Source organism: Moraxella sp. K127 (genome assembly GCF_015223095.1).
Taxonomy (GTDB): Bacteria; Pseudomonadota; Gammaproteobacteria; order Pseudomonadales; family Moraxellaceae; genus Moraxella.
On the sequence record NZ_JADFBZ010000003.1, the window covers coordinates 51,143 to 76,435 of the forward strand.

A 25,293-nucleotide genomic window follows, 5' to 3' on the forward strand; every position below is an offset into this window, starting at 1 on the left:
TTGTCATGATTTAACATAACTTTGCAAAGATGACTTTTGAAAAATCAAAATCTGGAACACTAGCCTTATGCCAACCTCTGTTCACACCCCACGCACCTTTACGCACCTACCCATCTCTCGCCCAACGACACCACTTTTGGATAAAGTGAATTTACCCAAAGATTTAAAGACGTTAAGCACCGATAAGCTGTGCCAATTATCGGACGAACTCCGTGAATATTTGCTCTATTCGGTCGGTCAAAGTGGTGGACATTTTGGGGCAAATTTGGGTGTGGTAGAGCTGACGGTTGTTTTGCATGCCATTTATGACACACCTTATGATAAACTTGTGTGGGATGTGGGGCATCAAGCGTATGCCCATAAAGTGTTGACAGGTCGGCGTGATGAGCTTTTGCATATCCGTGCCAAAGGCGGTTTGACGGCATTTCCTGAGCGAGGTGAGAGTGAGTACGACACCTTTGGCGTGGGACATAGCTCCACGTCCATATCGGCAGGACTCGGCATGAGCCTTGCGAGCCGTATCAAGGGCGAAAACCGCAAAGTGGTGGCGGTCATCGGAGACGGGGCGATGACAGGGGGCATGGCGTTTGAGGCGATGAATGACGCTGTTCAGCAAAATGCTGATTTGACGGTGGTGCTAAACGATAATGACATGTCAATCTCGCAAGCCATTGGCGGATTTAGTCGCCATTTGGCACGTTTATGGCAACGTGGGCTGGCTTTTGACATTGATAAGCATGGCAATATCTTGATGATAAAGCGTGAGATTAGCCCTGATGACAGGCGGGTTCGCCATTATATACACATGGCAAATGGGGCAAAAGAAACCCTAGAAAAAATCCCTGCCAAACTCGGTGGCAATCTTGTGCAAAACATTGGCAATCTCTTTGGTAAAAATGCCCCGCCCATGCCCTTGTCTGATAAAATCGCTGAAAAAGTGCATGACCATATTTTCCCTGATAACCTATTTAAGGCGATTGGTTTTACCTATCTTGGGCCCTTTGATGGACATGATTTGCCAAAACTTTTACAAGTATTTCGGCGCACCAAACAGTTAAAAGGGGCGGTGCTGATTCATGTGCATACGGTTAAGGGTAAGGGCTTTTTGCCTGCTGAGGCTGACCCCATTACCTATCATGCCATTGGTAAATTACCCAAAAACGAGCCGCCAAAAACTGATAAAACAGACCCTGCCTCAAAACCCCAAAAGTACTCGGACGTATTTGGGCGGTGGCTTATGGATAACGGCACAGACGAGTGCATGGTTGCCATTACCCCTGCCATGAGTGAGGGTTCGGGGATGGTGGCATTTGCCAAGGCTTATCCTGATAAATTTTTTGATGTGGCAATAGCCGAACAGCATGCCGTAACCTTAGCAGGGGGTATGGCGACAGGTGGATTAAAGCCTGTGGTGGCGATTTATTCTACCTTTTTACAACGTGGCTATGACCAATTCATTCATGACATTGCCTTACAAAATCTGGATGTAACTTTTGCCATAGACCGAGCGGGACTTGTGGGCGAAGATGGTGCAACTCATGCAGGCGTGTTTGATTTGGCGTATTTGCGTTGTGTGCCAAATGTTGTCATTGCTGCTCCAAGCGATGAACATGAATGCTATCATTTGCTTAGTGCTTGTTATGCCTATCAAGGCACAAGTGCCATTCGCTATCCCAGGGGTGTGGGTGTGGGGCGACAGATTATCAAGGACAGTGATGAGAGTTTCGCCATTGGTCGGGCGAGGGTGGTATGGCAATCAGACGGTTTTATCGCCAAAGATAAAAAAGCATCAGACAAAAAAATCGCCATGCTTGCCTTTGGTACACGCCTACATGACACTCTGTCAGCAAGTCAAACATTCGCCCAAACGACAGACACGCCCATGACGGTGGTGGACATGCGGTGGGTCAAACCGCTTGACAATGAGCTGATAGATGAGCTTATCGGGCAGGGCGTTACGCATTTTATCACAGTAGAGGAGCATCAGCGTATGGGTGGGGCAGGCTCTGCGGTGGGCGAGTACTTGGTAAGTGTGGGCTATGGTGGTTCTCTTGTGCAAATTGGTATTGATGATGTGTTTGTTGCCCATGGCAGTCATGAAGAGCAGTTGGCGGAATGTGGGCTAGATGGGACAGGGATTTTGGAGTGGTTGAATAAACCAAAAAGATAGATTGATTTAAAAATTTTGTATAAAATAGCAATCCAATCAATTTGTTTTACAAAGGTGTGAATAAATGAACTGTCCTGAAAAACCTGTAAAGGGTTTTAAGATTGAGCGTGTGTATTAAATGCGATAGCAAAGAAATGATGGAAATTGCGAAATTCAAAAAGAAGTCGGTTAATGCAGATGGTAGCAGTTGCTACACCATTCAAGCCACTTGCCCAAAATGTAACTATGTCAATGGAGAGTGGAAGCCTATGTGGTGGGACTTTTATGAATTAGGTGCAATGCAATGGTAGTTAAAGTATCTGGCATTGTTAATTACCCACGCCCAAAATAGATTTGTCGGGGCAAATCATATTTACCCTGACAAAATATCATCTTTTAAAAAACCACAAAACCCAATCATCTCTTATCGTCTAAATGCTCTTTTGCCATATCACGCATTTGTTGACGTAAATCATCATTATCCAGCACTGATTTGTCAATCAGACCATCCAAGTGTTTTTGATGGGTTTTGTCAAAATGTTGGTCATCATCGTGTTTTTGTACCATAAGGTCAAAGATTTGACGGCGACGTAGGCGTTCTTCTTTGATGATGTGGCGATTTTTTATCCAAGTGGTTGTCAAGACCAACAGCATGAGCATGCCAATATAGCCCAAAATCGGAAATACAGTCGCCACGAGTGTTTTAAAGCCTGCAAAACTTAGCCCAAAACCGACCGCCACAAAGATGACCATGAGCTTTTTAAAGCGAACATCATCCGCTCCTGAAAAACGTTTTGCCAGTGAATAATACAAACTGATGGCGGTATTAAAAATCATGCCAAAAATGATGATTGACATGAATGTGCCAAAGATGGGATGGATTTGGGCGACTAAGGCTTGCATGGGAATGGCAACTTGACTGGCAAGCTCAATGTTGGCAAGTAAGATAAAGGCGGTGCAAGTGGTAATCACGCCAATAATAGCTCCACCAATCAGTCCGCCTCGCCAACATACATCTCATTACCGCCCAGCACAAAGGACATCGCCGCCGCTGCCATGATACAAATGGCATAGTAGTTGACGACTGACACCCAAATATTTGGCAGAGCCTTTGGCAAGGTTTTGGCAAAACCATCTAAGGCTACCCAATCATAAGATTTTCCCCAAAATGTATAAATGGCAAGCAACACAATAATTCCCACAATGATGGGCGTAAATACACCAATGGCTTGGGTAACACGTTCAAAGTTCATCATACTCACAACGACGACCAACACCGAGCAGAGCAATGCCCCAACCCATGTGGGCAGACCAAACTCTTGGTTTAGATTCGCCCCAGCCCCTGCAATCATCACAAAGCCCAGCACAAATCCACTCAAAATCAGTGAAATATCCAACAGGCGGTACACCAATTTGCCCGTAATTCGCTCTAAAACCGCACTGTGTTCACGAGCTCGGTAGTATGAGCCGAGTGTCAAAATAATCCGCCCAAAAATGGCGTGTAAAATGCCAACAAGCACCACACCAACCAAACCAATTGTACCAAAATTGACAAAGTACTGAAAAACTTCTTGACCAGATGACAGTCCTGCCCCTGTAACCACACCGACATATGCCAATGCAATCATGATAATGCGTTTGTAATTCATAAAAAACCTTAAAAATTTACATGCCCCAAAACTCTACATAAAACTGTGATAAGCAAAGATTTGCAAAGCGGGTCTGGGTTGCAAATCTTGACAAAATGAGCGTTTTATGGTGGGTTATCTATCATAAAAAAATATGAAATTATAACATAAAATGATAAAATAGGGCAAATTAAGCATAAATTAGCATCAATCTGTTGCATAAAATGGCATGGGTGCTGGTGCTGAATAAAAGTCTTGGTATTGACGAATAAAGTTTGATAAAATCTGTTGTTATTGGCTGTTTGACTGATTTGGTCATGCCATTTGTACCACGCCACGTTTTATGTACCACGCCACTTTTACGCCACTTTTATGCCATTTTACTCATGTCAATAATCAAACCCCCTTTGCTGTGCCTGCCGATATTTGTTTTGTTAATGCCTGTTTTGGGTGCTTATCAAATGGCAATGGCTCATGACTGTGTCATGCCCAAAGTCAGCGATGAATATGACGGCGTTGAATGTGTGTTAGATGGACTCATCAAAGTTGCCCAAAATGGCAAATATGGTATGATGGATGACAGAGGGATTATTATTGTGCCAATCATGTTTGATGAAATTGGTCAATTTAACCATCAACTGGCAAGGGTAAAATACCGAGAAAAATTTGGTTTTATCAATCATCAAGGACTGCTGGTTGTACCACTAAAATATGATGATGTGGGGTTTTTTAAAAATGGCACGGCATTGGTTCGCAGGGATGATGAGTATTTTATGGTGGATGGGCAGGGTCAAAGGGTGCTAGATGAGACACCTGTCATGCCAATACCTGATACGGTCGATGTGCCTGCCGTGGATTTGGCTCATGAACTGCTCTCTGGTGAGCCTGTGATACCAGAACCAAGTTACTAGGTTAATTTGGCAAGTGGCAAATTTTGGTCGCAATTTTGCCCATTTTGGGCTATAATGGTCGTCTTTGCATGATGAATGCAAAAGCATTATTTAAATTCAATAAACGTTTGTAAGGTGTGTTATGGAACCTATGGTGGTGATTGCGTCCGAAGTGGCGAAAAAAGTCGGTTATGAGATTTTAAAGGCTCATGAGAACCGTCATCGTATTGATTTGGGTGTTGAGTCCAAAGGGCTTGATGGCTTGGTAACGAAGATTGACCGTTATGCCGAAGAGCTGACCATTTCTTTGTTAAAAGAAAGCTATCCTAAGCACTCATTTTTGGGCGAAGAATTTGGCTTGCAAGAAGGCAAAGGGGCGGATGCTGATTGGTGCTTTGTCATTGACCCACTAGATGGCACACAGAACTTCGTGCATGGCGTACCGCATTTTTGTGTGTCTATCGGCATTCAACATAAAGGCGTGACCGAACATGGCGTGGTCTATGACCCTGTGCGTGATGAGCTGTTTACTGCCAGTCGTGGACGTGGGGCGAGATTGAACCAGCGTCGTCTGTCGGTCTCAGAGCGTACCACGATAGCAGGCGGACTGTTCACCACAGGACACCCTTACGAGCGTATGACGGGCGAGACTCGCACGAGCTTTATCCGTCAGCACTTTGCCAGTTTGGCGGTGATTTGTGAGCAGGGCGGACAGGTTCGTCGCACAGGGTCGGCGGCATTGGATTTGTGCTATGTGGCGGCAGGGCGTTTTGATGGCTATTTTGAGATGAGTATCAAGCCGTGGGACGTGTGTGCAGGCGAGCTGATTGCCAGTGAAGCCAGAGCGGTGGTGGTTGACCACAAAGGGGCAAACAACGCCATGCGTACAGGTTCGGTCTTTGCCTGTAATGCCAAACTGTTAAAACCACTCATGCAAGCGGTCATCCCGACATGGGAAAATGCATTGGCGTGATAAGATATTAACATTATATTAAAAAATCAAAAAACCACCAAACAAGGCATTTGGTGGTTTTTTTGACTGGACTAAGGCATGCCCATCCTAAACTGATGAATATTATTTAACCAACTCAATCACGCCTTGGGCTTCATAATTAAGACGACTTTCACCGCCTTCATAACTTTGGGCAGAGACCGAGCTTTCGGGTGCTGCAGCCGCAGCATACATCATGGGACTGACACTAAAACGACCGCCAGCATTATTCAAATTCACTTTTACAATTCTATAATCGCTCGCCCCAAAGGCGGTGCTGATGGTTTTGGCTTCATCGGTGAATTTTTGGATGGTTTGGGCTTTGAGTTCATTTTCTACCGCCTTTTGGGTAGCTTCGGACACGCCAAAATCAAGACTGCTAAGCGTCATAAAGCCTTGTAGCTCAGCGATGAGTTCACTGGCTTCTTCGAAGTTTTGGCTTTGGATGTTGACTGATGATGAGCCTGTAAAGCCATTGATTTTGCCTTTGTTGTCATAGCGTGGGTAGGTGTGATGGCGACCTGTGGTGACTTTGACATTGGGGTATTTTTGGGCGATGGCTAGGGCTTTGTTGGCGGTGGTGTTTAAGGTATTTGCCAACGTTTTGGCATTGGCGTTGTTCGCTGATTTAGTGAGCGTGGCAGTCAGCTCATCGTTGGCGATAGTTTTAGCAGTCTCGACATTAAAGCTGATTTGGTTGTAGCTTTGGGCGTGGGCGTGAGTGCCTGCCAGTGCCAGACCGAGCAGTAAAGGTAGTGTGAATGCACGCATGAGTGACTCCGTGATAGAATATAACATAAAAAACCAACTTATTGTAATACAGTTTATTCTTGATTGTTGTGCTAATTTGTATCTGATTATTGCTTTTATTTAACAAATAGTGTGGATTTATTTTTTAAAATTATTTGTGGAGTTTGAGTGTTTTTAAACTGATAAAATCCAGAAAATTTTCTTGCATTTTTTAAAAATTCATGTATAATTACTCTCGGCTTCATCGGTAGCTTCGCAACTTTGATTTATGAACCCCGCCAGGACCGGAAGGTAGCAACGGTAGTAATCCCAAAGTGTGCCGAAGATGTGCTGATGAAGTCATTTTTTTGCCCAAAATTTGGCAATTCTCTTTTTGTAATATATGCCCCAATCCTAACTTAAAATTGTAATTCTATTGATTATTAGTTAATTATTTTGTAAGTTGTAGGGGTGAATTGCAATTCGCCCTTGATAAATCAAGCATCTATATAGTTGAGAATGGGGTAATCTATCCTATACTATTCCTTTGCTACATTCCTACGCATAATCTTCACCAATTATTTTTAAATCTCTCAATGTCCCGACGCTGTTTTTTATCAGGCTTGGTGGACGGTCTGGCAAGGTTTTGTAATTTGCGTTGCTCGGCAAAAAACTCTCGGGTGGCAATGCTCTCGTCTGTCTCATCGTACAGCGTTTGGGCAATGGTGGCATTGCCCCGATTGTCCGATAAGGCTTTGATAACAATGGTTTTTTGTTCTTGGACGCTGGCATGACCTTGGCGAATGGTTAGGGTGTCGCCCACTTGTAGCTCTTTGCTTGTTTTGATTTTTTGACCGTTCATGTGGACTTTTCCGCCTTCTATCGCTTCTTTGGCAAGGGTGCGAGTGCGAAAAAATCGTGCCGCCCATAGCCATTTGTCGGCACGGACTTTATTTAGGGTTTGGGGTTCTTGATTGGCGTTTTTGTTTGTCATAAATTGTCTCAACTATTTAAATAGGGCGTGTTGAATATTGGTATTTGCAATGAAAAATGCCTGTTTAAAAAAGCAGGGGAATCGCACGTTTTTCAAGGAAAAAACGCAGGTTGATAGTCATTCTATCAGACAAATTTTATTATGAAAAACAATCCGACCACTTAATTTTAAAAATTAAGTAAAAAATCTTAAAATCACACAGTTAAGTGGTCGGATAGCTATTTTTCATGCAAAAATTGATAAAAGCGTTCAATGTTCATCTTATTTTATAAGAATGTTATCAATGTTTAACACGCCCTAAGATGCAGTCCCAATTCTATCATTGTAGAGCGTACATAATCAAGCTCAATAAATTCTTGTTCAAGGCGTATTTGATTGTTTTTGAGATGATGAAATAATGCCAACTGTACGTCATTTAATCCTGTTGGTATATTTTCTATGCTTTTTGGTTCGGGAATGATTTTATGGCGATGGGCGTTTAATATATCGTAATTCATCAGTATGGGCGTAATGTGAGATTGGTAAGTTTGCGCTTTTGCCAATATCGCCATGCCCCATGTGTCTATATCGCCCCAATAATAGAGTTTTTTGTGTTGCCATGATTTATTTTTTAACCATGATAGATTATTGCCCGCCCCTAATATCACCAATGTATTTTTTAGTGTTGGCAATTGTTTTAGACTGTGTTTATTTTCAACGATTAAAATATTATCGCAAATAATTTTATCAGGGTCTAATTCATGGTGGGGAGCATAAATCTGTGAAAATGGCAAATACAAAGGCTCATCACAGCATTCGGATAATAACAGCCAATGGGTGTTATTATCCACGCCCAAAAAATGGGCAAGACCCACGCTTTTTACTTCATTGGCAAATCTTAATTCCAATAATTGCTCAAATAGATAAGTATAACGCTCAAAAAATTTACTGTCAAAATGACTTTTGTAAAGATAATGTTTTTCGGATTCTGCACAACGATTGATAATGGTATTGATGTCAAAACTTCTTAATGAATATCCTGCCATGATATGTTTGTCAAGATATTTTGCTAAAATAATAATGCTAACCATGGTGTCCACGGATTCATCATAGTATTTATCAGAAGTGATGATTAAGGTTAATTGATGAAAGGTTAAATCATCATGTTTAGATAAATGATGTTTGATATATTCGTGTTCTAATAAATCAATTACCCATGATAATTGTTTGGCGGTTTCTGTCTGTCTTGTTTTTAATAAAAAAAGCCAGTCTTGATAAGAATTAAGTTGTAGATAATCAGGATAATCTACATTGCCTAAGGATTGATATTTTTTATTTTGCCAAATAAGTGCGATATTGCCATGATTTAAGATTTCTTTTTCAAAATTATGCCATATGATAAAATGCTCACGCACCATAGCCAAATGATTTTTTAAATCATTGGCGGTTGGCGTACCAATCTTGATGGTTATGGGATAATGATGATTTAATAGTCTGTCTATTCTTTTGGATTTATTTTGCCAATCTTTGTGCAGAATATTGATAATATCATCAGGGCTTTTTAAACGTGTCATGATTGTTTTTCCTGATTTATTTTATCGGCTTCTTGTTGTAATCGCTCCCAAGAATAACTTTGAATACTGGCATATTTACCCAATCTGTGTACCAATATCGCACTTTTGGTATATTGTCTTAATAGTCGCATTTCTTTATTTGGTGTAACAAATAAAGGATGTAAGCCAAATGCCCAAATTGCATTCACAATACGCCCTGCAACCACTTGCGAGCTTTTTGAAAAGGCTTCATCCAAAATAATGGTGGAGAATGTAGGTAGGCTCATGCCTTTTGGGTTTAGAGCATAACTTAAAGATGCGGTTAAAACATAACTGGCGATGATTTCTTTTTCACCGCCACTGCCACGCTGTGAGCCAACAAAACTGCTCAATTCAGTATCATCCATTCTGGACATGACCGAAATAGAAAACTGCAATCTAAACCGTGCATCCAATAAAGAGCGTGCCGATAACGTGTGTTTTTTATCCACGGCTTGACTTAATAAATCAATGAGCTGTTTTAGGGCTAAATAATGCCCTTCGGTATTATCAGTTTTGATGTTTAAATAAAAACCTTCCAATTTCTTTTTGGCTTGCTCAAATTCTAATAAAGACTGATGAATAACAGGCTTAGTATTTAATCTTAAATATTTATTTTTATCAAAATCCACACTTTTTAATACATGATTTAATTTGTCAATACGCTCTTTGATGTCGCCAACTTGATATTCAATGGCTTTTAATAATTGTCCTACGCTGTCGGTAGATGACGATACCAGATATTCATTAAACTTTTTCTCCTGAGTGGGCAAGCCTTCGCTTTCTAAATAATCAAGCCGTGTCAAATACTCAGGCAAATCAATCATCTGTGTGCCACATTCGCTAAGACTGCCTGTATCTGCATTTTTGGCTTTTCCCATTTGTGAGACAATGCTTTTTTCATATTCATTTTTTTGGCGTTGATAATCGTCTTTTTGATGATTTAGTTTTTCATAAGATGCCAATCTTTCCTTGTCAATATTGTGAATATTGTCTTTATTGATTGGCGGGCAATACTCTTTTAAGGTGATAAAGTTTTTGTGAGTGATGATTTCTTTCATATTGATGTTATTAAAGAAATGGCTAATTTTATCAATCTCTTGGGTGTATTTTTTGATGTCTTTTTCATTTTCTTTTAACTCTACCGTGATGTCTGTAATTAGATTTTCTTGGTTGTTAATTTCATGGTCTAAGTCATCAATTTGTCTAATTAATTTTGCCAAATCGCTATCGGGTTTGGTTAATTCTTGATAATGACGATTGAGATTATTAAGTGTGTTTGATAATGAAATAACATCAATATCATCAAATGCCATGTCTTTTAATAATATAATGCTTCGCTCTTTATCATTTAATTCTTTGATTGCATCGGATAAATTCTGATATTGTTGATCGGCTATTTTGTATTCATCAGTTGATTGTTTTAATTTAGTGCTTAATTGATGAACCAAATTTTTATTATCAAATCCTGTTAGCCAATCATCTTTTAGGGATTTTTAGTCTTGTTTGTCAAAATAATGTTTTTTATTGGACATCAAGCCTTCTTTGGTCATGGCGTGTGGGGTATGTTGCAGGGCATTGGTATCATTCACACAATGCCTATCAATGTCAGTCAATACATGAAATACTGATAATGACAAATGGTTGTCTTTAATGGTTAATTTATAAATAAAGCTGTCATGAAATATCTCTTTGTGAGTGGGTGTATTTGTGGCACTAAATAAACGCACGTGCAAGCGGTTTTGGCGATGATTTACCCATGCCAATGCTGATTGTGTGAGATGTTCTGGCACAAATAATCTTAGGCGATGACTGCCTATGGCTCGCTCAATCGCCCCTTGCCATGCTTTGTCTTGCACTTCTATCAATTCTGCCAAATAATACAATTCATCACAAGCGATATTTAAATGCTCGGCAAGGCTCTCTTTAAATTTGATAAATTCTAAGGGAATATTAGATGTTTGTTTTTTGGCTTCATTTAATTGTGCGTTGATGTTTGTGATGTCATTTTGATGAGAGTGTCTTTTTGCACCGATTTCATGCAATTCTTGGGTTGTATTGTCAATGTTTTGACGAATTTGTTCTTGGATATTGGCTAATTGCTCTTTATTTTTCAAAAAGTCTTGTTGGCTGTCTTGATAAGTCAAACCAAAATAACGAATAAGCGAGAGATATTGCTTATGATATTTAGAAGTTTTATCAAGGTCTTTTTTGGTTTGCTCTATCTGTCTTTTTAGATGAGTAATGTCATTACCGCCTTTTTGATAATATTGGCTCTGCAATAACTCTTTTTGTTGTTTGGTATTTTCTTTTTCTTGTTCGGCGTGATTTAGTGTTATTTTTAATTGCTCATTATCTATTTTTAGTTCTTTTTGAATGTTATCATAAATACCATGAGCGTGATAGTTATACCAAATGGGCAAATAATCAATCAAAGCATTAATGTGCGTTATTTGATTGTCATTTTCTTGCCACTGTTTTTGTAGATTTCTAAGTGGCAATAAAGATTGTTGTTGTTTTTTGGCGGTTTGTACATCTTGGCGTATTTGACTTAAATCATCAAATTGCGTGATGATGTCATTAGCCTTTTCAAATAAAGACTCATCGTCTAATACCAATTCACGAAATATCTCATCAATGCTGTTTAATTGCTTTAAGCCCACGGTGCGATTTAATAATTTAAAGGCATTGTCTGATACATCAAAAAAGTTTTGGACTTTTGATAAATAACTGCTTTTGCTGTCAAATACATGAATATTGTCATGATTTTTAATCCATGCCTTAAAGCCACGTTTGCCACTTTGATGAAATTCTTGAATGTAGTCTTTTAAAGAAAAATCATCATGAGAAAATATCCATAAATCATTTCTGTCTTTGGCATGATTGCTGTTACTGTCTATCCAAAAAATGGCAGTTAGTTGGACGGTATTTTTTGGTTGGTTTTGACTAACAAAAGTATTATCGCCAAATAACTCTTGCTGATAAATTTGTGTTGATAAATCTGTCTTAATGGGATAAAAATAAGCACGAATTGCTGTTATGGTTTTGCCTGTGCGATTGGTGTCGTCTTTATCATCTGGATTGGCAATGCCACGAATATAACTCATCAAATCCCTATCGCTCTCATGTCCGCCTGTGGACGCAAGATTGTAATAAGGCTTGGCAACTAATAAAGTCATCAAGGCATCAATGAGTGTGGTTTTGCCACTGCCTGTTTGCCCAATAATCGCCGTGCCTTCTTTATCAATATGAGCGGTGTGCAATCCATAAAAACCGCCCCAATTATAGACATCTATTTGATGTAAAAAATAACTGCCATTATTCATCATATGCTCCATTTAGATTTTTTAATTGCATTAAAAATTGACCAAGATTTTCAGGATTTGCCAAATGGGCGATTAGGGGGCGAATGATAATTTTGCCTTGTTCGTCCATATCGCCAATAATGCCATAGTCTTTTAATTGGGATAATAAGCGTTTTAAAGAATCATCATCACTTTTTTCACTGCCACTATGGATAATATAAGAAAAATATTGGTTTTTTAGGTCATCAAAATCTGCCCAAACTGTATTTGTACCAACACCGCTTTGACTTTCTATTTCCACAAATTTTTTTCTTAAAATCGCCATTAATAAAGACTGGTGCAAGGTTAATCTTTGACGGCGAATAAAAGGGTGCGACCACATTTCATCATAAGACGATATTGGGCTATGTCTATTATTAACTGGATTGTCATCATGGTTATTTTCATCATGAGTTTCATGATTTGTCGTATCATCAATAATGATATCATAAATTTTTTGATAGACACCAACATAAATAACACCACGAATATCGTCAATGTGCATTGATAAATCCATGATGGACAAATAAGCATTGATAAAGTCTATATTGCCAAATAGCTGTTGATAAATATTGGGCTTTTGATGTTTTTCTATATAGCCATGTTTTAATAAATCTTGGATGGCATTTTTTAAGGTTTGGTTGGTATCATAAAGAAATTGCGTATCCATAATAATCCTTTTTTAAATATCATCTAATGATAATTCATCAAAATGGTGCTTTTGCAAGGCGATAACAGGTACTTTAAATTGCCATAATTCATCATGATTTGTATTGCGTTTTAGAATAATATATTCATAAGTGTCCGGTATGGATGATGTGCGACACGCCATTTCAATCCATAAAGCAATCGCTTCTAAATCGTAATTATCAGGTATGGGTAATTGTTGGTGTAAATCAGCAATGGATAAGGGCTTATCTGATTGGGATAATAAGGCTTTGGTTTTATCAAACCAATCTTGCCTGTCTAATCCGTCCAAGGCTTGCCAAAATGATGAATCTACGCTGTTTAAATCAATGCTTTGATTATCTAGATTTAATTGATGATTGTCATCTGTTTTATATTCATGAATTAAAAAACGCTCAATACTGGCAATTTTATTTAACTCAATGGCAATGGGTGGTAGATGACTTGGCGTGTGTTTGATGCTATTATCTTGCCAATCTATATTGAGAGCTTCTTTAAATATTTGATTTAATAAATCGCCGACCCTGTGATGTTCGGTTGCCAAGCCTGTTTGGATAAAACTTCTAACGTCTTTTTCCATATTTTGTTTGGCACGAATGACTTGACTGGCTTCTTTATTTAAAGAGCTAATTAGCGTGGATAAATTGAATAATTGAGTGGGTGTTAGGCTATCTTGGCTAATGCTATATGCTACCAGTTGTTTTATTTGATGATTGAGTTCGTCAATATGATTGTGTTGCAGAGCATGATTAAATCCTTGAAATACCCGACCTTCTGGCGTGCTAATTAGTTCATCATGATAATCCAATAACGTGTGAATTACCTGCCCACGATGATATTGTTCACGAATGACTTTTTCTCTTAGTTCTTTATCCATTTGCCGATAAGAATCTTCCACACGGCGAAAATCATGATATAGACTCATGGCAAGTTCATAGATATTTTGGAGCATTTCTTTGGATGAATGCGTATCTAATAATTCAAAATCGCCGTTTTTAACATTGGCTAATTCTTGATGTAATAGGTCTATTTGTTTTTTGAGATATTGTTCTCTTTCTTGTTGATTGGGATTTAGGCGAATATAGGCTTTTTCTATTTCTGATTGGACGGTTTGTAATCTTGACGCCGTAGAAGTCATGACGGTATCATCTTCTAAGCCTTTGATAAAATAAATGGCTTTTTGCAGGGCATCGGTTGCAAAAACTTCATTATCTCTTTCTATGATTAAGCCACGTTTTAGCCAATCTCTCCATTCTTGTTTGGCTAATGTGCGTGGGTCTTTATCAATCAATTCCTTGTCATGAATAAATTCATTAAAGCAATTGGTTAATAACTGCACCGCCATATCCATGGTGGGCGTTTGATTTTGGCTCATGAATAATTGTTCGGCACATGCCAAAATAATAGGAGCACGTTTGGCGGTTAATAATCGCCATGTGTCATTTCTTTGGCGTAATAAATGATAACGGCGTGATAGCGTTAAAGTGGGCGTATTCATGATAAGCGGATAATAAATGATTTATTATCATAGCATGATTGCATGATTTTGCAATGGCTAATCAAGGATTTCTATGACATCAAAAGTCTCAAACAACAGCCACATTTTATCATCAAATACCCCAAACCGCTCAAAAAATTCTTGATGAGCCGTCCGCCAAAAATCAAGCGACAAATTCCCTTCACCTTCTTGACGTGCCAACTTTTCATCCACATCACAAAAGCGAATGATGAATTGGGCGGTGTTTTGGATAACACAGCGTGGGCGGTTTTGTCCGTCTGTGATGACTTGCAGGCTACCAACAGGGCAAACTGGCTCGTCCAAATGCCAATGCAGGGCGGTGCAAGTAGCTCGCTTTTTGCCGTCTAGGACAAGCCCTATAAGCTCATCCGCCATTTGTGGACTGTCGCCAAATGACCAATGGGGCAGGGCGGTAATGTCTAAATTGTCGGTGCTATAGCAAATTCTATTCAAAATGCAACAAAGGTTTTCCGTTCGTGGTGAGCTTGTCGAACCACATGATAAGGAAAAACCGTTACCCTTCGACAAGCTCAGGGTGAACGGTTTTTTGTATAATTTTGATGTGAATTGAGTATAATATTGCCAAATTTGTCAAACATGGTTTTCCCAATTTAAAAAATCGCCATTAGGACAATCCCAATGGCAATCGTGATTTTATCAATTACATTTTCTCAACCGTCTTAATACCGAGTAAATCCAACCCCGTTTTTAAGGTCTTGGCGGTCAAATCCGCCAATTGCAGACGGCTGTTTTTGATGTCGTCATCTGCCGACAGTATCGGGCAGGCTTCATAAAACGATGAAAAAATTCCTGCTAATTCATACAGATAGCCACACAACACATGGGGCGTACCGTCTTTGGCGACTTGGCGTAGGGCTTCTTCAAATTGCAATAATTTGACCGCCAACGCTCGCTCTTTATCGTCCGTGATGACAATCTCGCCAGTTAGCGTGTCAGGATTTACCCCTGCTTTGGCAAAAATAGAACGCACACGGGTGTAAGCGTACTGCATATAAGGGGCGGTGTTGCCTTCAAAGTTGAGCATACTGTCCCAATCAAACACATAATCGGTCGTGCGGTGCTTGGATAGGTCGGCATATTTGACCGCCCCAATGGCAACCGCATCAATGAGTGCCGTCCGCTCATCGGCAGTTACGTCTGGGTTTTTGCTGTCTATCAAGACGGTGGCACGGGCAACCGCCTCATCAAGCAGGTCGGCAAGTTTGACCGTACCGCCTGTGCGAGTTTTGAACGGTTTGCCGTCTTTGCCAAGCATCATGCCAAAATTGTGATGTTCTAATTTGAACGTATCAGGCACAAATCCGCCAAGCCGTGCAATCGCCCACGCCTGTGCCATGTGCTGGGCTTGACGAGTGTCAGAATAGACAATGGCACGGTCAGCGTGCAAAGTGTGATAGCGGTAGCTTGCGGCGGCGATGTCGGTGGTGGTGTACAAAAATCCGCCGTCTTTTTTCTGAATGATGATACCCAATGGCTCGCCTTCTTTGTTTTTAAATTCAGGCAGATACACCACGGTCGCTCCGTCATCTTCTACCGCCACGCCTTTTTCTTTTAGGGTTTTGACGATGTCGGGGAGCATGGGGTTATATAGGCTTTCGCCCATGATGTCTTTGTCTGTTAGGGTTACGTTTAGGCGTTCGTAACTGGCTTGGTTTTGGCTCATGGTAATGGCAACGAGTTTTTGCCACATGGCAAGACAATACTCATCGCCACTTTGGAGCTTGACCACATAGCCACGAGCTTTTTCGGCAAAGGCTTCATCATTGTCATAAGTCGCTTTGGCATCACGATAAAAGGCTTCTAGGTCGGATAGCTCCATGTCGGAGGCGTTTTCGTTTTGCATTTTTTCAAGGTAGGCGATGAGCATACCAAACTGCGTTCCCCAGTCGCCCACATGGTTGGCACGAATGACGGTGTCGCCCAAAAATTCAAGCACACGCACCGAGCTGTCGCCAATAATGGTAGAACGCAAATGCCCAACGTGCATCTCTTTGGCAACGTTTGGCGATGAATAATCAATGACAACCGTCTCGGTGTGGTCGGACGTAATGCCCAAGCGGTCGGACGTGCGGGCGGTGTGGGCAGACTTGGCAAGAAATTCTTTGTCAAGAAAGATGTTCATAAAGCCCGGCCCTGCGATTTCTAATTTGTCGGCAATGCCGTCTAAGGCTTGGCTGTTTGCCAACTCATCAAGCACTTTTTGGGCAAATTCTCGTGGGTTGGTGCCAAGTTTTTTGGCAACGCTCATCACGCCATTGGCTTGGTAGTCGCCAAATTGGGGCTTGCCTGATTGCTTGATGACGGGGTCAGTACCTGTATCTGCCCCTGCGTTTATCATGGCGGTTTGTAGGTGGGTGTGAAGTAGGGATTGGATAGTCATGACGGCTCTTAAAAGTGATGTTAAAACTTAAAACGGGTTATTATACTAGAAATTTAGCGATTTGGGGAAAATCATCACAAAACCGCTTGGGGGACTAGTCTAGGCGTTTGCCTGTTTTGTCTATATAAAACGCTTCGCCGTTTAGTATTACTAAGGTATTGCCATTTTCAAAACTTTGAACCATATCATAGATAGCAGGCATGACCATGTTTCCTGACTTATCTATAAAACCCCATTTGCCATTCTGTTTTACTCCTGCCAAACCTTCTGAAAAATGCCAAGCATCATCATATTGAATAGGAATAACGATTTTGCCTGTTTTATCAATATATCCCCATTTATTATTTTGTTTTACTTTTGCCAAATCTTCTGCAAATCTGTCAGCAAAATCGTATTGAATGGGAATAACAATTCTGCCTGTTTTATTAGCAGCTCCCAATTTTTCATTTTTTTGTACGAATGCCAAACCTTCTGAAAAATGCCAAATAAAATCATACTCAAAGGGAAGGATTATTTTTCCTGCTGTGTCAATAACCCCATATTTACCGTTTTGTCTTGCTCTTGCCACGTTCTCTGTAAATCTTTCAATAAAATCATATTGAATGGGAATAATCACATCACCTGTTTTATCAATATAACCGTATTTATCATTTTGCTCCACTCTTGCCAAACCTTCTGAAAAATTCCAAACAAAATCATATTGCATGGGAATAACTATTTTTCCTGTTTTATCAATAAACCCCCATTTGCCGTTTTGCTCCACACTTGCCAAGCCCTCTGAAAAGCTCCAAACATAATCATATTGAACAGGGGTAACCACTTTACCTGTTTTATCAATAAAACCGTATTTGCCATTTTGTTCTACGATTGCCAAATTATCTTTTAAACAATCAACAAAATCATACCCTGATACCTTTGGCGTTTCACACGCCAAAGCAGATAAGGGCAAAAGAGATAGGGCGATGATAAGGGGGTTTAGAAGTTGTTTCATGATTTTATCCTTAGTTAGTTAATGCGTTTGCCTGTTTTGTCGATATAAAAGGTTTCGCCGTTTAATGAGACTTCGGCTTTGCCATTTTCAAATCCCCAAGAAACGTAGTCGTATTGAAAAGGTATGGCTATTTTGCCTGTTTTATCAATAAAGCCATATTTGTTATCTAATTCTACAACAGCCAAACCATTAACAAAAAGACCAGCAATCTGATATTTAAAGGGGACAATCACTTCGTCTGTTTTATCAATAAATCCCCATTTGTCATTTTGTTTAACGCTTGCCAAACCTTCTGAAAAATGCCAAGCATCATCATATTGAATAGGAATAACGATTTTGCCTGTTTTATCAATATAGCCATATTTATTATTTTGTTCTATGATTGCTAAGTCTTCTGAAAAATAGCCGACAAAATCATATTGAGCAGGGATAACCACGTTACCTGTTTTATCAGCAACACCTTGTTCGCCCTGTTGCCATACTGTCGCCAAACCACCCTGCAAGCAACCAACATCATACCCCACCACCTGTGGTCTTTCACACGCCAAAGCGGATAAGGGCAAAAGAGATAGGGCGATGAGAAGGGGGGTTAGAAGTTTTTTCATAATTTTATCCTTTTAATCAATGCGTTTGCCTGTTTTGTCTATATGAAAGATTTCGCCATTTAGTCTCACTGGGGCTTTGCCATTTTTAAAATCCCAAGCATAATCATATTGAATAGGAATAACAATATTGCCTGTGTTATCAATATATCCTCTCTTGTAATTTTGTTGTGCGATTGCCAAACCTTCTAAAAATTCCCCGATATAGTCATATTGAATAGGCACAACCACCCTGCCTGTTTTGTCAATATGTCCCCATTTGCCTTCTTGTTCTACATTTGCCAATCCTTCTGAAAAGCTCAAAACATTATCATAATGCATGGGAATAATGATTTGACCTGTTTTATCAATAAAACCCCATTTACCGTTTTGCCCTATGCCTGCCAATCCTTCTGAAAAATCCCAAGCATCATCATATTGAATGGGAATAACCACTTTACCTGTTTTGTCAATAAAGCCATATTTATTATTTTGTTCTACGAGTGCCAAGCCTTCTGAAAAACTGCGAGCATAATCATATTGAACAGGAATAACCACTTTGCCTGTTTTGTCAATAAAACCGTATTTGCTGTTATTTTTTGCAACCGCCAATCCGTCTTGCAAACAACCAGCTCCATCATACCCCGTTACCTTTGGCATTTCACACGCCAAAGCAGATAAGGGTAAAAGGGATAGGGTGATGATAAGGGGGGTTAGAAGTTTTTTCATGGTTATCGCCAATTAAGATAAGTTAGGAAAAAATAAGAGAAATCCTCCCTATCTTAGCGGATTTTGGGATAAGAGACAAGCCAAAATGTACCCACAAAAAACCCTGCCAATGGACAGGGTTTTGGGGTGTTTTAAGGCTTCTTTTTAATCAGCTTCTTAACGTCTGCTCGTCCGCCTTAACGACCACGCTCGGCTTTAATGGCATAAGTGGGGCGACTAGGGCGACTTTTAGGACTTCATCAATGGTCTCAACCGCTTGAATGGTCAAGCCTTCTTTGACGTTGTCAGGAATGTCGGCAAGGTCAGGCTCGTTGGCTTTGGGGATAAGCACGTGCTTGATACCGCCACGATGAGCGGCGAGCAGTTTTTCTTTTAGACCGCCGATTTTTAGCACCTTACCACGCAAGGTAACTTCCCCCGTCATGGCGATGTCGGCACGAATGGCAATGCCTGTAAAGGCGGATACCAAAGCGGTGGTCAGAGCGATACCTGCGGACGGGCCGTCTTTTGGCGTGGCACCTTCGGGCATATGCACATGAATGTCGGTGTCTTTAAACTTATCATAGCTGATACCAAAGCGTTCGCCCCCTGCTCGCACCACGCTCATGGCGGCACGGATAGACTCTTTCATGACATCGCCAAGCGACCCTGTAAAGACAAGCTCGCCCTTGCCCTGCATGGTGGCGGTCTCAATGGTCAGTAGCTCACCGCCTACCGAAGTCCACGCAAGCCCTGTAATCCGCCCAATCTCTGGCTCTTTTTCGGCAAGCCCAAAGTCAAAGGGCTTAACACCCAGATAATCAGCGATGTTGTCGTCCGTTACCGATAACGGCTCAATTTTTGTGCCTTTTTTGGGCTTAATGCCATAAGTCTCAACTTGCGAACGCACCGCTTTACGGCTGATTTTGTTAATCTCACGCTCCAAATTACGCACGCCTGCTTCACGAGTGTAGTGGCGGATAATGCTAAGCACCGCATCATCGGTAATATCCAGCTCATCTTTACCAAGCCCGTTTTGTTCTAGGGCTTTGGGGGTAAGATAATTTTGGGCGATGTTCATTTTTTCGTCTTCGGTGTAGCCGGGCAAGCGAATGACTTCCATACGGTCAAGCAGGGCTGGCGGTATGTTCATGCTGTTGGCAGTACAGATAAACATCACCTCCGACAAATCCAAATCCAAGTCAAGATAATGGTCATTAAAGCTGTTGTTTTGAGACGGGTCAAGCACTTCTAGCAAGGCAGACGCAGGGTCGCCACGATAGTCCTGTGCCATTTTGTCAATCTCATCAAGCAAAAACAGCGGATTTTTCACTTCTACTTTTGCCAAGGACTGCACGATTTTGCCCGGCATCGCTCCGATATAGGTACGTCTATGCCCACGAATCTCAGCTTCATCACGCACCCCGCCCAACGCCATACGCACAAACTTACGTCCTGTGGCACGAGCGATGCTCTCGCCAAGCGATGTTTTACCAACCCCTGGCGGCCCGACTAGGCATAGGATAGGGCCACGCAGTTTTTTGACACGAGATTGCACTGCTAGGTACTCAACAATGCGGTCTTTGACATCATCTAGTCCGTAGTGGTCTTTGTCTAGGGTTTCTTTGGCTTTATTTAGGTCAATAGACACCTTGCTTGCTTTTTTCCATGGAGTGTCTAGTATCCACTCCACATAGCCACGCACGACAGATGCCTCTGATGAGCTTGGGGGCATTTGCTTTAACTTTTTAAATTCGGTTTCGGCTTTTTTGCGGACATCGTCAGGCAAGTCAGCTTCTTTTAGGCGTTTTTCAAGCTCGCCATCTTCTTCGTCTGTTCCGTCATTTAAATCGGACAGCTCGGATTTAATCGCTTTCATTTTTTCATTTAAAAAATACTCACGATGATTATTTTCCATTTGCTTACGCACGGTTTCTTGGAGTTCATTTTCAAGCGACTGCTCGGCATGATTGCTCACAAAAAACTCGGTCAGCGTGTGGTAATAATCCATGATGTCGCCATTTTCAAGCAATGTTTGTTTCTTGTCAAGGGGCATGGACACCCGAGTGGCGATAAAGTACATGAGTTCGGTCAAGTCGCTAATCTTGCCTGCCACACGGGTAATCTCACGCCCGTTGCGTAAGTTTTCTTCGGCAAAGTTGGCAAAGAAATCCATCAATACCTTTTTGTGAGCGTCTTTGTCATCATCGCTGAGCGTGTCGGTAACAGCCTGTTCATGAAACACCGCCACAAAAGCGTTATGTGTCTCATCAATATCAACGCCTGCCACTTCGGCACGAGTCTGTCCTTCGATGAGTACTTTTAGGCAGTTTTCGTCAGCGTCGTGGGGCATGGTGCTAATGACCCTGCACACCGTGCCAAAGCGGTAGAGATTGTCGGTGTTAATCTCTTCTGACAGCGAGTCTTTTTGTGAGACCACAAGCAGATGACCATCAAAGCTCTCATCGGCAAGCTGTATGGCGTTAATGGACTGCTCACGCCCCACAAATAGGGCAATTTGCATGTGCGGATAGACCACGACATCACGCACGGCAAGTAGGGGTAAGGTTTGGTTATCAGACATGATAAACTCCAAATAAATTCTTATAATGTCAGCCTGTTATGGTGGCAGGCGTGGCAAATTGCAAGGCGATTGGGTGTTTTTCTGATAAAATGAGAGATAATTTGCCTAAATATTAGTCATATTGACCGTCCAAAGTACGCTTGTCAATATAAAAAGAATTTGCTATATTACAGTCAATTTAATGAATTAATATATGAATTTTAAAATTCAAATTAAAAAGGAAAAAACCATGCAAATCATTAATAAACCAACATCGGCTTATGTCGGTGCATCTTGGGCGGTGCTGGGTGTGCTTGGCTTTTTGGTTGGTCTGTGGAATGCTGAGATGATGTTAAACGAAAAGGGCTATTATTTTGCGGTGTTGGCATTGGGGCTGTATGCGGCGATTAGCCTACAAAAAACCATTCGTGATAAAGCAGAAAATATCCCTGTGTCGGGCATTTATTATGGCATTAGTTGGTTGGCGTTGGGGCTTGCGGTGTTACTGATGACCGTGGGTCTATGGAACGCCACTTTGCTACTTAACGAAAAGGGCTATTATTTTATGGCGTTTACCTTGTCGCTCTTTGCGGTGATTACCATTCAAAAGAACATTCGGGATTTGCAAGTGGTTAAGGAATATGAAAATCCTTATGAGCAGGGCGATGTCTTTTTGGAAAAAGATGATTTTTTAAAAGAAAAAGAGTAAGTGTTTTTGGTGTCTTATCCCATTCTGGCTTCTTATATAAGTGCTTTGTTTATCAAGGGCGAATTGCAATTCGTCCCTACAACCTAAAATAATTATCGAATAATCAATAAGTTGCTATTTTGAGTCAAGAGTGAATTATCTTACCTTTTCGCCAAAATATGCAAGTACCGCCCCATTTGCCAAAAAGGGTGCGTTTGGGAGTAGTTAAGTTCCATCGCCATAACATCATCAGGATTACCCAGTCCGCCACGTTTTAAGGGAGTATAGTCAGAGAACACTCGTATCCCTGATTGGCAAAGGGTGGTGTAGCCCCCGTCATCAAGCCATGATTTGACCGTGTCATAAGCGACAGGGTTGTTTGGGGTTAGGCTTTTGTTGTCGGCAGGTTTGGGGCGTGCTAATTGATAAAAATTACCCATGATAAGGTTGCGATAAATCATACTGGCAGGGTTATAAAAGCATAAAGACAAATAACCATCATCGGCTAAAAATTCATCAAAAAACGCCATGATTTTGGCAGGTTCGCCAAGCCATTCTAGGACAGCATGGCATAAAATCAAATCAAAGGTCTCACCCTGCAACCGTGTGGCAAGCTCTTGATAAGAAGCGGTGATAAAACGAGGTGATACGCCAAGTTTGCTTGCGGTGTTTTGGGCTTGTTGTATCATCTTAGTAGAGATGTCGCTGATGGTTGTGTCATGATGTGTGGCAAGGTTTAAGCTGATTTGAGCAAGTCCTGCCCCTACGTCCAACACCCGAAGTGGACGGTCGGGCAAATGCTCGGATAAGTCCCGCTCTAACACGGTAAGGCGGATTTGACCTTTTAGACCGCCATAGACTTTTTTGGCAAAATGGTCGGCAATGTCATTAAAATTACGGTCATTAAAATGGGGGTGGGGGACGGGCTGATTCATGATAAAAAATAATTTGGCAAATGGGTTTGGCGTGGTATAATGGCTAAGTTTTGCCTTGATGATACCGCCTTGTTGGGCGTCATTGTATCAAGTGGCGACCACTTTTTAAAGTTATTTTATAGGGCGTGTTGAAATTTTGTATTTGCAATGAAAAATGAGAAAAATCGTCCGTTTTTCAAGGAAAAAACGCAGGCTGATAGTTATTCTATCAGACAAGTTTTTGACGCAGAAAAACAAGATTTAGCCATTTTTCATGCAAAAACGATTAGTTTTTTCTAAAATATCTCTATGTTGTAAATAGTGTTATAAAAGTTCAGCACGCCCTAAGTAAATTTGAAACCAAATTTGAGATAAGCCATGAAAACATTTAACTATTTAGCCTGTGTGTCTGCCGTTGCCCTTGCATTGACTGGCATGGTCGGTTGCACCAAAAAAGACAGTCCCGAGCCACAGGCACAGGCAGAGATTGAAGTTGCGACCCCCGAAGTGGTTGACCGCCCTGCTGCGGTCTGTGGTGATGTCAGCCTAAAAAACCGTGTCGTCAGCCTTGTGCGTGATGAGCTTTATACTGCGTCTGTGCGTGGACTGGGCAATGGGGCGAGTGATGAGCTGTCATTGCAGTTAAAGGCACGCCTGTCGGGGCTGGACATTGACTTGCAAAACGTCAGCGAGGACGGTGGTGAGTGCCGTGGACAGCTTCATGTCGTCCTGCCTAACGAAGAGATTGCCTTTGCCAATAAGACGTTTAGCGGGGCAGGCGTGGCAAGCCTAGAAGAGCAAGCCATCGAAAAAGACGTGAGTCTCATGGGTGGTAACCGTCTGGTGGGAGATTTTGTGTTCCAAGCGGACGGTGAGGCACTTGCCATTGACAACAATACGCCTGTCATCGCACTGGCGTCTGAGACCATGGCGACAGCGGTGCGTTCGATGAATCGCCAAAACCTGGCCAATGCCAAACGTGAGACCGCCCAAATCGGCAAATCATCAAGCAACATCGTGCCTGCCCCCACGGTACAAATCCGCCCCGTGGAATTGCCATCGGTGCCTGAACCTACCCAGATACCAAGACCTGAGGAGGCGATTTTACAGCCTGAGGATGTCCCAAGTGGCACACCACAAAAGACTGAACCAAAACCTGAGCCTAAACCTGAACCCAAGCCAAAAGCAGAACCTAAGGCAGAGCCAAAAGCGGATTCACAAGCTACAACAGAGTCCAAGCCAACAGCCGAACCCAAAACTGAGCCTAAGCCTGAATCCAAGCCCGAGCCTAAGGCAGAAAAGCCTGCCAGTAACGAGATTACCATCGTTGAGACGGATGAGACTTACTAATCTTTTATGGCAAGATAAAAAACGGCAAAATACCCCAAAGCGATTTGGGGTATTTTTGTGGTGCTTTTTAAAGTCAAATATTCATCGCATTTTATAAATGTTATCAGTGGTAGGCACGCCCTAATAGCACCCATAAATGTCAAGGGTTGGTCTGCTTTATAAGTTTGCCTGTGGCGTCATAAAAATAAACCCCGTCTTTTTTAATGGCTTTGATGTATCGTGGGTCATCATCCATATCAAGGTCGGATGCAAAACCTGTCAAAAATGAATAAATAACGTCATATTCAAAAGGTAATATCACGTTGCCAGTGGTGTCTATTAGCCCCACTTGACCGCTTGATTTATAAAAATCAGGAGCGATGATAAAAAAATCCTTCCCTTGAAATACATTAATGTCATCCCTAAAAATCCCATGCTCATCGGGGTAGGTTAATTCAAAAATTTTTTCGCCTTGACTGTTGTATAAATAAGACGTGTTGCCCATCACTGCATTAAAAAACATATCGCCACTGTCACTTTTAACCATATAAATGACGTTGTATTTAAAATCAATCACGGTTTGATTATTTAAATTGATGATGCCATATTTACCATT

The 25,293-nt window shown here is 41.3% G+C and carries 23 protein-coding genes and 1 other RNA gene; 7 read left to right on the forward strand and 17 right to left on the reverse strand.

The genetic code is table 11. The annotated features are described in order from the left end of the window. Nucleotides 1–67 precede the first annotated feature (67 nt). The gene (locus IM753_RS01210) at nt 68–2,170 is read left to right on the forward strand and encodes a 1-deoxy-D-xylulose-5-phosphate synthase (protein WP_065255467.1); all 2,103 of its coding nucleotides are present in this window, start codon (nt 68–70) and stop codon (nt 2,168–2,170) included. Nucleotides 2,171–2,566: 396 nt separating this feature from the next. Here the strand turns inward: IM753_RS01210 and IM753_RS12910 are convergent, their stop codons facing one another. Further along, entirely contained in the window at nt 2,567–3,121 is a 555-nt protein-coding gene (locus tag IM753_RS12910; protein WP_370582800.1) for a branched-chain amino acid transport system II carrier protein, read from the reverse strand. Between the two features lie 20 nt (nt 3,122–3,141). Continuing rightward, entirely contained in the window at nt 3,142–3,798 is a 657-nt protein-coding gene (locus IM753_RS12915) for a hypothetical protein (RefSeq protein ID WP_227713040.1), read from the reverse strand. A 254-nt stretch (nt 3,799–4,052) separates the two neighbouring features. Between IM753_RS12915 and IM753_RS01220 the strand changes: the two genes are divergently transcribed. Continuing rightward, nucleotides 4,053–4,688 (forward strand): WG repeat-containing protein, encoded by a 636-nt coding sequence (locus IM753_RS01220; RefSeq protein ID WP_227713041.1) that lies wholly within the window; start codon nt 4,053–4,055, stop codon nt 4,686–4,688. Nucleotides 4,689–4,809: 121 nt separating this feature from the next. Continuing rightward, nucleotides 4,810–5,640: an inositol monophosphatase family protein gene (locus IM753_RS01225; protein ID WP_194108462.1), complete on the forward strand. Its 831-nt coding sequence runs from the start codon at nt 4,810–4,812 to the stop codon at nt 5,638–5,640. A 102-nt stretch (nt 5,641–5,742) separates the two neighbouring features. Here IM753_RS01225 and IM753_RS01230 read toward each other — a convergent pair whose 3' ends face one another. Next, nucleotides 5,743–6,429 carry an SIMPL domain-containing protein gene (locus IM753_RS01230; protein WP_194108463.1) on the reverse strand — a complete coding sequence of 229 codons (687 nt, stop codon included), beginning with the start codon at nt 6,427–6,429 and terminating at the stop codon, nt 5,743–5,745. A gap of 221 nt (nt 6,430–6,650) precedes the next feature. Between IM753_RS01230 and ffs the strand changes: the two genes are divergently transcribed. After that, nucleotides 6,651–6,747, forward strand: an RNA gene (gene ffs / locus IM753_RS01235) — signal recognition particle sRNA small type. Nucleotides 6,748–6,958: 211 nt separating this feature from the next. Here the strand turns inward: ffs and IM753_RS01240 are convergent. The 12 genes from IM753_RS01240 to lon form a co-directional block, all read right to left on the reverse strand. After that, on the reverse strand, nt 6,959–7,381 hold the full coding sequence (locus IM753_RS01240; protein WP_065255463.1) for an RNA-binding S4 domain-containing protein: 423 nt from the start codon (nt 7,379–7,381) through the stop codon (nt 6,959–6,961). 287 nt (nt 7,382–7,668) lie between these two features. Continuing rightward, nucleotides 7,669–8,934 carry a Wadjet anti-phage system protein JetD domain-containing protein gene (locus IM753_RS01245; RefSeq protein WP_194108464.1) on the reverse strand — a complete coding sequence of 422 codons (1,266 nt, stop codon included), beginning with the start codon at nt 8,932–8,934 and terminating at the stop codon, nt 7,669–7,671. Next, nucleotides 8,931–10,403 carry an SbcC/MukB-like Walker B domain-containing protein gene (locus IM753_RS01250; RefSeq protein WP_194108465.1) on the reverse strand — a complete coding sequence of 491 codons (1,473 nt, stop codon included), beginning with the start codon at nt 10,401–10,403 and terminating at the stop codon, nt 8,931–8,933. The genes IM753_RS01245 and IM753_RS01250 overlap by 4 nt, the downstream gene beginning before the upstream one ends. A gap of 45 nt (nt 10,404–10,448) precedes the next feature. Further along, nucleotides 10,449–12,278, reverse strand: a complete 1,830-nt coding sequence (locus tag IM753_RS01255; RefSeq protein WP_194108466.1) for an ATP-binding protein — start codon at nt 12,276–12,278, stop codon at nt 10,449–10,451. After that, nucleotides 12,271–12,966 (reverse strand): DUF4194 domain-containing protein, encoded by a 696-nt coding sequence (locus IM753_RS01260; protein ID WP_065255460.1) that lies wholly within the window; start codon nt 12,964–12,966, stop codon nt 12,271–12,273. The genes IM753_RS01255 and IM753_RS01260 overlap by 8 nt, the downstream gene beginning before the upstream one ends. 12 nt (nt 12,967–12,978) lie before the next feature. Beyond that, nucleotides 12,979–14,481 (reverse strand): DUF3375 family protein, encoded by a 1,503-nt coding sequence (locus IM753_RS01265; RefSeq protein ID WP_194108467.1) that lies wholly within the window; start codon nt 14,479–14,481, stop codon nt 12,979–12,981. A 57-nt stretch (nt 14,482–14,538) separates the two neighbouring features. After that, nucleotides 14,539–14,955, reverse strand: a complete 417-nt coding sequence (locus tag IM753_RS01270) for an ASCH domain-containing protein (protein WP_227713042.1) — start codon at nt 14,953–14,955, stop codon at nt 14,539–14,541. A gap of 208 nt (nt 14,956–15,163) precedes the next feature. Then, nucleotides 15,164–16,903 (reverse strand): arginine--tRNA ligase, encoded by a 1,740-nt coding sequence (gene argS, locus IM753_RS01275; RefSeq protein WP_194108468.1) that lies wholly within the window; start codon nt 16,901–16,903, stop codon nt 15,164–15,166. A gap of 94 nt (nt 16,904–16,997) precedes the next feature. Beyond that, the gene (locus IM753_RS01280; protein ID WP_194108469.1) at nt 16,998–17,894 is read right to left on the reverse strand and encodes a WG repeat-containing protein; all 897 of its coding nucleotides are present in this window, start codon (nt 17,892–17,894) and stop codon (nt 16,998–17,000) included. 14 nt (nt 17,895–17,908) lie between these two features. Next, nucleotides 17,909–18,499 (reverse strand): WG repeat-containing protein, encoded by a 591-nt coding sequence (locus IM753_RS01285; RefSeq protein WP_194108470.1) that lies wholly within the window; start codon nt 18,497–18,499, stop codon nt 17,909–17,911. Nucleotides 18,500–18,511: 12 nt separating this feature from the next. Beyond that, nucleotides 18,512–19,204 (reverse strand): WG repeat-containing protein, encoded by a 693-nt coding sequence (locus IM753_RS01290; RefSeq protein WP_194108471.1) that lies wholly within the window; start codon nt 19,202–19,204, stop codon nt 18,512–18,514. A gap of 148 nt (nt 19,205–19,352) precedes the next feature. Beyond that, complete coding sequence (lon, locus tag IM753_RS01295; RefSeq protein ID WP_065255454.1) at nt 19,353–21,767, reverse strand: endopeptidase La; 2,415 nt, start codon at nt 21,765–21,767, stop codon at nt 19,353–19,355. A gap of 229 nt (nt 21,768–21,996) precedes the next feature. On the opposite strand from lon, the gene yiaA reads away from it, so the two are divergent. Next, nucleotides 21,997–22,455, forward strand: coding sequence for an inner membrane protein YiaA (yiaA, locus tag IM753_RS01300; RefSeq protein ID WP_194108472.1), 459 nt, complete (start codon nt 21,997–21,999; stop codon nt 22,453–22,455). Nucleotides 22,456–22,595: 140 nt separating this feature from the next. Here yiaA and IM753_RS01305 read toward each other — a convergent pair whose 3' ends face one another. Beyond that, nucleotides 22,596–23,369: a methyltransferase domain-containing protein gene (locus tag IM753_RS01305; RefSeq protein WP_194108473.1), complete on the reverse strand. Its 774-nt coding sequence runs from the start codon at nt 23,367–23,369 to the stop codon at nt 22,596–22,598. Between the two features lie 147 nt (nt 23,370–23,516). Between IM753_RS01305 and IM753_RS13175 the strand changes: the two genes are divergently transcribed. Both IM753_RS13175 and IM753_RS01310 read left to right on the forward strand, forming a co-directional pair. Then, nucleotides 23,517–23,648 (forward strand): hypothetical protein, encoded by a 132-nt coding sequence (locus IM753_RS13175; protein ID WP_255518618.1) that lies wholly within the window; start codon nt 23,517–23,519, stop codon nt 23,646–23,648. Nucleotides 23,649–23,726: 78 nt separating this feature from the next. Further along, nucleotides 23,727–24,698, forward strand: a complete 972-nt coding sequence (locus IM753_RS01310) for a hypothetical protein (protein ID WP_194108474.1) — start codon at nt 23,727–23,729, stop codon at nt 24,696–24,698. A 139-nt stretch (nt 24,699–24,837) separates the two neighbouring features. On the opposite strand, the gene IM753_RS01315 is transcribed toward IM753_RS01310, so the two are convergent. Further along, nucleotides 24,838–25,293: WG repeat-containing protein (locus IM753_RS01315; RefSeq protein WP_194108475.1), on the reverse strand; the 456-nt coding region annotated here is incomplete at its 5' end.